Source organism: Magnetococcales bacterium (assembly GCA_015231925.1).
GTDB lineage: Bacteria > Pseudomonadota > Magnetococcia > Magnetococcales > JADGAQ01 > JADGAQ01.
The window spans coordinates 1-3300 of sequence record JADGAQ010000303.1 but is presented as its reverse complement, the minus strand read 5'-3'; the positions used below and the strand labels follow the sequence as shown (position 1 = coordinate 3300).

Below are 3300 nucleotides of genomic sequence, written 5' to 3'. Positions count from 1 at the left end.
TCCTCCGCCTGGTAGCCGAAGAGGGCGTCGGCGGCCTTGTTGGCCCGCAGGATACGCCCATCGGCGGCGGCGAGGGAGAGAAAGGGCACGGGGGCGTTGTCGTAAAGATCCCGCAGCAGTTGTTCCGAAGCTTGCAGAGCCAGTTCGGCCTCCTTGCGCACATGGATATCGCGCACGATGGCCAGATTGAACTCCTGATTCTCGAACTCCAGATAGTTGGCGTTGATCTCCACCGGCAGGGGAGGGGCCTCTTTGCGTTTGAGCAGGGCTTCGAAGACCAGATGGCCCTTCTCCCGCAGTTCGGCCCAGTGTTCGCGCCAGACGGCGGGGGGATGGGCGGGATTCAGGTCCGACGCGGTCAGGGAGACCAGCTCTTCGGGACGGTAGCCGAGGCCATCGCAGGCCGACTGGTTGACACGGAAGAAGGTGCCGTCGGGCCGCACCCAGAAGACCATGTCGCTGGTGTTTTCCAGGGAGGTTTGGGCCAGACGCAGATGCTCCTCGGCCTGACGTTTTTCGGTCAGGTCGTCGTAGACGGCCACCACCTCCCCGGTATCCAGGCGGTAGACGATATTCTCCAGCCAGCCCCGGTGGTGCGCATCCTGATAATAGGTGATGGGGTGAAATGCGGCCTTCCCGGTATGGTAGACCTCCTGGAAGACGGCGAACAGGCCGAACTGCCGGATGGCGGGAAAAGCCTCGGTGGCCCGCATGCCGATGACGTTGCGATCCTGGCAGGCGCTGATGCGTTTTCCCGCCTGATTCATATCCTTGACGATGAAATCCGCGCCGTCGTCAATGGCTTCGTAGATGGCCACCCCGCTGGTCATGGTTTCGAAGAGGGCGCGAAAGCGCCGTTCGCTGGCCTCCATGGCGTTGCGGGTTTGTTGATGCAGCTCCTTTTCCCGCAGGCGTTGAATGCCTTCGGCCATGCGATCGGCCAGTTCCACGAGCAGTTCGATTTCGTTGCCGTCGAAGGCGTCGTTGTGGCTGGCGTAGAGGTTGAGGGTGCCGAAGACCCGCCCCTGATGCTTCAGGGGCAGGGCGACGCTGGAGGCGTAGCCGCGCCGCCGGGCCTCTTCCCGCCAGGGGGCGAATTCGGGTGTGGTTTCCAGATCGCGCATCACGCACGGCTGACCGCTGCGGATGGCCCGACCCGTGGGGCCCTGGCCACGAGGGGTGTGTTCCGCCCAGGTGAGATTCAACTGGTTCAGATAGCCCTCATCGAAGCCGCAGTGGGCCACGGGAATCACCCGGTTGTCGCCGTCCGGCTCGGCGAAGCCCACCCAGGCCAGGCGATAACCGGCATTTTCCACCAGCACCCGGCAGAGTTGCCCCAGAATCGTCTTCTCTTCCCCGGTGTCGGAGAGGATTTCGGCGAAACGGTAGCGGGTGCGCAGGCTGCGGTTGGCATGGGCCAGTTTGCGTTCCGCCTCACGCGCCTGGGTGATATCCTCCTGCACCCCGATGTAGTGACGGATGCGACCCCGCTTGTCCACCACGGGTCCGATGGAGACTGCGGCCCAGTAAAGGTCTCCCGATTTCTTGCGATTGAGCAGGTGGCCGCGCCAGATATTGCCGGCGGTGATCGATTGCCACAGTCGGGCGTAGAGGATATCGGCCTGCCGGCCGGATTTGAGCAGGCTTGGCTTTTGGCCGACAACTTCCGCCGCCTGATAGCCGGTCAATTCGCAAAAACGCGGGTTGACGTATTCGATGCGGCCCTTGGAATCGGTGATGATCACCGAAGCGGGGCTGTTGGCCACGGCGAGGGAGAATTTGGAAAGATCCAGGGACTGCGCTTCCAGGGCGGAAAGGGCGTTTTTGGCGATGCCCAGCAGGATGGCGGTGCTCCAGATGGCCAGCAGGGCGTAGCCGCGATTGACCAGCACCACCCAGGAGGGCACGTCGGCGGGCGGGGAGAGCAGGTAGCCCAGCCCGGTCAGCAGTGTGGCGGCCAGGGCCAGCCCGATGAAGGGGCGTTTCCGACCCGGCATCCACCAGCCGGACAGCACCATGCCCACGAAGAGAACCCCGTCGGCGGTGCCGAGGGGCAGCAGGATATCGATGGCCAGAAAGAGCCCGCCCAGCGCGCCGGCCAACAGAATCGGCCCCGGACGGGGTTTCGGGGTGGGTTCGGGCTGATCCGCGCCGGCTGCCTTGAAGGGAATTTCCATGGCGGAGTTGACCTTTCGGTATTGGGAAACGAGAGGAATTCAACCTCCATTTTGCCTCAGCTCGGGGCGCCGGGGAAAGGGTTTGGCAAACCTGTCAGAGGATTGCAGCATTCCCCATGGCCGGAGCCGTGAGAAACCCGGTGATGACGGTGGCCACTTCGGCGGTTTTTTCCAGGAAAAAGAGGTGATCCGTCTCCTCGAAGATGTGTATGCGGGCGTTGGGCAGGCGTTCGCCGAGGCGATGCGTGTTGGCCGGTGGCACGATCGGATCCTGGTCCCCGCTCAACAGCAGGGTGGGGCAGCGAATGGTCTCCAGGGGCAGGGTTTGTTCCATGAAGTGGGCCACGGCCAGAAACTGCAGCAGGATCTGATCGGGTTTTTCGGCGGCCCGGGTGCGTTGCTGCATCAAATAGTCGAAGACCTCGGGATAGCGTGGCAGGATGGGCATCACCAGTGGGGAGAGGGCGGCCCGCACCTGTTCTTCCGGGTTGAGTTGGTAGAGGCTTTGCACCTGGTTGGCGCTGGGCATGGGGAAGATCTCCCGGAAGTCGGCGCCGCCCGAGGAGGTGCAGAGCAGCAGCAGTCGTTCCACCTGGTCCGGGGCGGCGAGGGTCAGCAGTTGGGCGATGAAGCCGCCCATGCTCAGGCCCATCACGGCGAAGCGTTTGTGGCCCAGGTGATTCATCAGGGCCAGGCTGTCGTTGGCCAGGTCGTGGAGTTCGTAGGGCAGCAGCGCGGGGGGGGAGCGGCCCATGCCCCGGTTGTCGGGCAGAATCAGGCGGAAATGGTTGCCCAGGTGTTCCGCGAGGTGGTCGAAGACCCAGTGGGCGTTGCCGAATCCGGCGAGACAGAGCAGGGGGGAACCGTGACCGCGTTCTTCCCAGTGGATGGATGGTTTGGCGTTCATGCGTCTCCTTGATATTCATATGGGGGTCCGGGGGGGATTATCCCCCCCGGCGGGGTTCGGGGCGGAGCCCCGAGGTGTGGTCCGTTGCCGTAGTCCGTTGCCGTAAGCGGTCCGCCGCATCAAATGAAATCCCCGAAACCGCCAACCGCACCCAACGGATTTATCGCGGCGGACCGCGGGGGGCAAGGGGGGGCCTCATCCCCCCATCCTTGAACT

2 protein-coding genes are annotated in these 3300 nt (G+C 63.8%); both read right to left on the bottom strand.

The features are described 5' to 3' along the window. A partial coding sequence (locus HQL56_19105; protein MBF0311625.1) for a PAS domain S-box protein occupies positions 1 to 2177 on the bottom strand: 2177 nt, incomplete at its 3' end. A gap of 94 nt (positions 2178 to 2271) precedes the next feature. Then, positions 2272 to 3084, bottom strand: coding sequence for an alpha/beta fold hydrolase (locus tag HQL56_19100; GenBank protein ID MBF0311624.1), 813 nt, complete (start codon positions 3082 to 3084; stop codon positions 2272 to 2274). Between the last annotated feature and the right edge of the window lie 216 nt (positions 3085 to 3300).

What these genes read in the sequence shown, in the direction of transcription:
- HQL56_19100 (MBF0311624.1), bottom strand. Translation starts at nt 3,084, where the DNA reads ATGAACGCCAAACCATCCATCCACTGGGAAGAACGCGGTCACGGTTCC.